Origin of the sequence: Psychrobacter sp. bablab_jr014 (assembly GCF_016464015.1) — a bacterium.
In the GTDB taxonomy this organism is placed as follows: Bacteria; Pseudomonadota; Gammaproteobacteria; order Pseudomonadales; family Moraxellaceae; genus Psychrobacter.
The window spans coordinates 22,023-28,022 of the sequence record NZ_JACDXT010000007.1 but is presented as its reverse complement, the minus strand read 5'-3'; the positions used below and the strand labels follow the sequence as shown (position 1 = coordinate 28,022).

At 48.4% G+C, this 6,000-nt stretch carries 4 protein-coding genes; 2 read left to right on the top strand and 2 right to left on the bottom strand.

Annotation, left to right across the window (positions count from 1 at the left end):
- Positions 1-160 precede the first annotated feature (160 nt).
- Together ftsW and murD are read right to left on the bottom strand one after the other, a co-directional pair.
- Positions 161-1,285: a putative lipid II flippase FtsW gene (gene ftsW, locus JIE71_RS01940; protein WP_416231997.1), complete on the bottom strand. Its 1,125-nt coding sequence runs from the start codon at positions 1,283-1,285 to the stop codon at positions 161-163.
- A 291-nt stretch (positions 1,286-1,576) separates the two neighbouring features.
- Positions 1,577-2,992, bottom strand: a complete 1,416-nt coding sequence (murD, locus tag JIE71_RS01935) for a UDP-N-acetylmuramoyl-L-alanine--D-glutamate ligase (RefSeq protein ID WP_199507044.1) — start codon at positions 2,990-2,992, stop codon at positions 1,577-1,579.
- A 497-nt stretch (positions 2,993-3,489) separates the two neighbouring features.
- Between murD and JIE71_RS01930 the strand changes: the two genes are divergently transcribed.
- Both JIE71_RS01930 and JIE71_RS01925 read left to right on the top strand, forming a co-directional pair.
- Positions 3,490-4,989, top strand: a complete 1,500-nt coding sequence (locus JIE71_RS01930) for a SulP family inorganic anion transporter (RefSeq protein ID WP_199507043.1) — start codon at positions 3,490-3,492, stop codon at positions 4,987-4,989.
- A 72-nt stretch (positions 4,990-5,061) separates the two neighbouring features.
- The gene (locus tag JIE71_RS01925; protein WP_199507042.1) at positions 5,062-5,916 is read left to right on the top strand and encodes a universal stress protein; all 855 of its coding nucleotides are present in this window, start codon (positions 5,062-5,064) and stop codon (positions 5,914-5,916) included.
- Positions 5,917-6,000 lie beyond the last annotated feature (84 nt).

Below are 6,000 nucleotides of genomic sequence, written 5' to 3'. Positions count from 1 at the left end.
GACAGGACTCTTTTTTGCCGCTTCATCGTTAAAAATAAACGCTTAGAATGACTAAACTTATTATTTTTAACATCGAATCGCCTAAAAAATAGTCGCTGTCAATGCCATGGTCGAATGGTCAACACGCCCTATTATAAACTTAAGCAATAATGAGTACGCCTTAATAATAACGGCACTGGCTGGTCTCAATATTTGGACTTTCTTTGTTGATTTTAAGCAGCAGTGCAACCATCACCATGCTAATCACGATGGAAGAACCGCCATAACTAAAGAACGGCATGGTCAAGCCTTTGGTCGGCATCGCGCCCATATTCATTGCCGCATTAATAATGGTCTGCGCAATGAATATAACGGCAATACCAAATGCAGTGTAGCTCATACGCATCTGACGGCGTTTAAGCGCGTTATAACTGATGCGCATGGCACTGCCAATAATAAGCGCTTCAAGCACAAGAATCATCGCCACGCCAATAAAGCCAAGCTCTTCGCCAGTGATCGCCAGCAGAAAGTCCGTATGGGCTTCTGGTAGGTGCGACAGTTTTTGGACACTCTCGCCATAACCCACACCAGAAAACTCACCTCGACCAAAGGCAATCAAACTGCGCGCCAACTGATAATCGGTGTCCTGAATGTCATCAAATGGGTCAATAAACGACAATACACGCGTCAAGCGATATTGTACCAACGTCACCGCAAGCACAGCCAAACAGCCTACTACGGAGCCAAGCGCCAAAAACTGCTTGTATGGTGCGCCCGCAATATAAAAAATAGCAAACACCGTCCCGACAATGACCACAAGTGAGCCAAAATCAGGCTGGAGTAGCAGTAGCAGAGTCAAAAGGCCAATGACCAATGAAATGCGTAAAAAACCATCCCAGCCATTACGCACCTCAAAAGAACGGCGCACCACAAAATCAGCGACAAAAACAATCACTACAAGCTTGGCAAGCTCTGCCACCTGAAAGTTAATGATACCCAGATTTAGCCAGCGCTTAGAGCCGTTAATCGGGGTACCAAACAGCGTCAATAGCAGCAATACACCCGTAATGCCAAGCAGCACAAACTGCGTCTCAGTCTTATACAGCGTCCTTAATGAGATGAGGCGATATGGCACCGCCGCCACCAATAAGCCAAAAATCATATACCACAGCTGACGCTCAAAAAAGTACAGCTCAGTCATGCCGCGGCTTAAGGCAAAAGGTATCGAGGCTGATGCCACCATCAACAGGCTCATCACCATCATACAGCCCACGCTACACAGTAACGTGGTGCGGGCAGAAGGCAGAAGTGGGTAGGAAGTAAAGTCGTTATCGGTCTGCGACTTTGAGGTCGAGCGGGAGAAAAATGTGAGCGCCATAATCGTCAAATACACTAACTAAAAAATATACAGCGTGACGGACACGCCTTATTGTTACACCACATGGCAAAGAGAACAAAGACTGACCGTGCTACTATCGCCCGCCTGTCCCGCCCCGTCGCCGCTTGCATGACAGTAGCAGCAATCTGTAATAAAAACAATCAACTGTCTGGCAAAAAACGGTGGTGCATTCCCTATTACGCAGTTAAATTGTTACATTTAATGTGCGCTTGCCTGCGCGGCATGCTGCACAAGATTGATAAAGTGCTCGCCACGTGCGGCGTAGCCACTGTACTGATCAAAACTGGCGCAGGCGGGTGATAAAAGCACCGCCTGTACTTGTGACAAACTGCTCTTGGTCAAGCGAGCGATACAAGCAAAGGCATGTTCTAAATCAGGACACTGATGCACGTCAACATCACCGCTTAGCTTGCCACGATGTAGGTGCTGCTCAATCAGTGCCGCGTCCTCACCGATACAAATAACTTGGCTGACATATTGATTCATGAGGGGGGCGAGCTCATCAAACTCCTGCCCTTTGCCTTGACCACCCAAAACCACCAACAGCTTACCGTCTTTTGGGGCATAGACCGCGCCCAAGCCAATAATAGCCGCCATGGTCGAGCCGATATTGGTGCCTTTTGAATCGTTAAAATAATCCACGCCGTTGACACTATCAATAAACTGACAGCGGTGCGGCAGGCCTTCAAAATGACGCAAGGTCTCAAGCATGCTCTCGAGCGGAATACCTGCCAGCTCACCGAGCGCTAAGGCAGCCTCGGCATTTAATAAATTGTGCTGGCCTTTGATTGGCAAGTCATCAGCAGACAACAAGCGCGTCGTACTACGGGCAATATGCGTCTGTCCATCAGCATCCACAATCAGGCCGTACTGATCGGTATCAGGCGCTTGTGTACCGATGCTAAGACGCGGTACGGTATCGGCAATCAAGGGACGGGTCAGCGCGTCATCACGGTTAACCACCACCGACTGCGCATCTTGAAAAATACGGTGTTTGGCTTGATGATAGCTGAGCATATCACCATGACGGTCAAGATGATCAGGAGACATATTAAGCACGCAAGCTACTTTAGCTCCAAGCTTACTGACCGTCTCTAATTGAAAGCTCGACAGCTCAAGTACAGCAAGTTCCATATCTGTATTGCTTAACAAATCGAGCGCAGGGATGCCAATGTTGCCGCCTACGCCAACATTGATGCCTGCATCGGCTGCCATTTGTCCGACCAAGGTGGTAACAGTACTTTTGGCATTTGAGCCTGTAATGGCGACGATAGGTGCTTGGCAGGCGTCACGAAACAGCTGAATGTCACTGACCACAGGAATACCCTGTTCGATAGCGGCTCGTATCGCAGGTGTGTCTAAAGCAATGCCTGGGCTGATAACAATACGCTCCGCCTGTAGTAGCAAATCGGCATCAATAGCACCAAAGCAGCGTGTGGTCACGGCGAGTGGTAGCGCCTCGGCAAGTGGCGGCTGCGTGTGCGCATCAGTGACGGCCACACGATAGCCCTCTTGGCACAAATAACGCGCCGCCGACAAGCCTGAGCCGCCCAAACCGATGACCACTTGCAGTCCACTGCCTTTTTGAATGAGAGAGGTTGGCGTATCGGTCATGGGAGTCTCCTTGATAATCGAACAAAAACAAGGCGCTATAATGCGCCAAAAAGGCAAATCAGCGAGGCAAATCATGCGAGCATCATAACGGTAGCGTTCATGTTTCGGTACTGCTTTGTTATCACTTTGTGCTATTATGCGCGTGTTTTTGATGTCTTATTACTGGCAGCTTCGCTCAAGTCGTTTAGTTTAGCATGTTGTGACCGCTTGCATGCCATTCTTAATACGCATTCTTATCGTCATGATGATGGTATTGACTACCTATTGGTTGCCTTTCAGACATGACTGTCTATCTGCCGTACTGACGGCAATATCTCACCGATGTGCTGTGGTCGTGATTCCGTGTTTTAACAGACGCTACATGCCTTGTTTGAAGGCATGACGACGCCTGTTAATAACACCCAGCCACGCATACGGATGATATTTTCCTATTTGCGTCACCCCACGTTTATCAGGTGATGATTTTTTGTTTTTATTCAATCAGATGCAGCTTATTTATGACCTCTTTTTTTGATAATGTCCGTGACGAGTGGTTTTCAAATGTACGCGGTGATGTTTTGTCGGGGCTGGTGGTGGCCTTGGCTCTGATTCCTGAGGCGATTGCTTTTTCGATTATCGCAGGCGTCGATCCTAAAGTTGGCCTGTATGCGTCATTCTGTATCGCCGTGGTGATTAGCTTTGTTGGTGGTCGCCCTGCGATGATTTCGGCAGCCACGGGCGCGATGGCGCTGGTGATGGTCGATTTGGTTGCTGATTACGGGTTGCAATACCTGCTCGCAGCAACGCTATTGTGCGGGGCGATTCAGTTTGTGATGGGAGTGCTCAAGCTTGGCAACCTGATGCGCTTTGTCTCGCGCTCGGTGGTGATTGGCTTTGTCAACGCCTTGGCGATTTTGATTTTTGCCGCGCAGCTGCCTGAGCTCAATCCTGCAACCGACCGCGTGGGCATGACCGTGTATATGATGACCGCCGCAGGATTGGGCATCATTTACTTATTTCCATTGATTCCAAAGATTGGCCGCATCATTCCCTCGCCGCTCATTTGTATCGTGGGTCTGACCATTGTCGCGATGACGATGAATTTGGATATCCGCAATGTCGGCAGTATGGGCGATTTGCCTGACTCATTGCCGATGTTCTTTTTTCCAAATATTCCGCTTAATTTAGAGACATTACTCATCATTGCACCCTACTCTATCGCACTTGCTGTCGTAGGTTTGCTTGAGTCTATGATGACTGCAACCATCGTCGATGAGCTGACGGACACGCCGAGTAATAAAAACAAAGAATGCCGTGGTCAAGGGATTGCGAACCTTGTGGCGGGCTGCTTTGGCGGTATGGCAGGCTGTGCGATGATTGGTCAGTCGATGATTAATGTTAAATCTGGCGGACGCACGCGCTTATCCACACTGATTGCGGGTGTGGTACTGCTGATTATGGTGGTTTTTTTGAGCGACTGGGTACGCCAAATTCCGATGGCAGCCTTGGTTGCGGTGATGATTATGGTGTCGATTGGTACGTTTAACTGGCAATCTATCCGCGAGTTTAAAACGCACCCAATGTCCTTTAATATTGTGATGCTCTCGACCGTGATTACCACGGTATTTACGCACAACTTGGCCTACGGCGTGCTGGTCGGTGTGCTGCTCTCAGCGCTGTTCTTTGCCAATAAAATCGGGCACTTTCTTAGCGTACATAGTGAGTATGACGAAGACAGCAATGCGCGTTATTATTATGTTCATGGTCAGGTATTTTTTGCCTCGACCACGTACTTTTTGCACAGTTTTGATACCAAAGAAGCGCTTGATAGCGTGTACATTGATGTGACGCACGCGCATTTTTGGGACGTGAGTGCCGTCGATACGCTTGATAAACTGGTCATGCGCCTTCAACGTGAAGGTATTGATGTTAAGGTAATCGGGCTTAATAGCGCAAGCCGCACCTTGATTGATCGCTTTTCGATTCATGACCGTCGTGATATCGGTCTGCTCGATTAAGCATAGCGTCAATCACGTCAATGGAACAAAGCAACAGCGTTTAATACACGGCTTAATACATGTGGTGGTCTTATGAGTAATTTAAAACCTAATAGTGTGGTCGCGTGCCTCGATTGTCCTGAGCACGTCCCAGCAGTGCTCAATGCCAGCTTGTGGGCGTCTACGCGTCTGCAAGCGCCTATCGGTCTGCTATACGCCATGCCGAATGTGCATCAAAAAAGCGCGATTAATTACTCAGGCTGCCTGAACATTGATGATGAAAGTCACCTGCTCGACCAGTTTACCAACCAAGAGCATCTGACCAGCTGCGAGCTAAAAACCCAAGGCAAAATCTTATTGCATCAAGCCAGCAGCTATTGCGCGCAGCAAAACGCCAAACAAAACGTGTATACGCTGTATCGGCACGAGACGTTGGGCAAAAGCATTGACTATATCAATGACAAAGCGCAGCTGACGGTCATCGGTCATCATGTGACCTGCAAAGCAACGTTAAGTGAGCTGGTGCGCCTTAGCCACTGCCCCATTTTGGTGACACATGCCGCATTTACGCCCCCTAATGAGGCACTGTTCGCGTTTGACAATCGTATGACTGCACACAAAATGCTCAACTGGCTGTGCAAAACCCAACTCATTCGTACCATGACCGTGCATGTCGTTATGGTGGGCAAAGACACGTCCGAAAACCGCGACGCGCTACGTGAAGCCTACGCTCGCTTAAAGCAAGCAGGCATTCAGTGCAAAAAACAACTGCTCGATTATCGCGACGTCAGTGCTGCCATCAGCTATTACCAGTCCGAACATAATATTGGTCTTTTAATGAGTGGTGCGTTTGGCCAATCGCGTTTTCGTCAGTTGCTCCAAGGCAGTGATACCAAAAAACTACTCAGCTGTGTTAAAACGCCCTATTTATTATTCCCCAAATTTTAAATCTTTATTTTATATATTCATTGACCGTCTTATCGCTGTATGCTTTTACTTTATAAGGCTTACGGCGATTTTTTTTGGTCTTAA

Bases quoted from the DNA above. Each gene is read 5' to 3' on its own strand.
- murD (WP_199507044.1), bottom strand. From the start codon at position 2,992: ATGACCGATACGCCAACCTCTCTCATTCAAAAAGGCAGTGGACTGCAA.
- JIE71_RS01930 (WP_199507043.1), top strand. From the start codon at position 3,490: ATGACCTCTTTTTTTGATAATGTCCGTGACGAGTGGTTTTCAAATGTA.
- JIE71_RS01925 (WP_199507042.1), top strand. From the start codon at position 5,062: ATGAGTAATTTAAAACCTAATAGTGTGGTCGCGTGCCTCGATTGTCCT.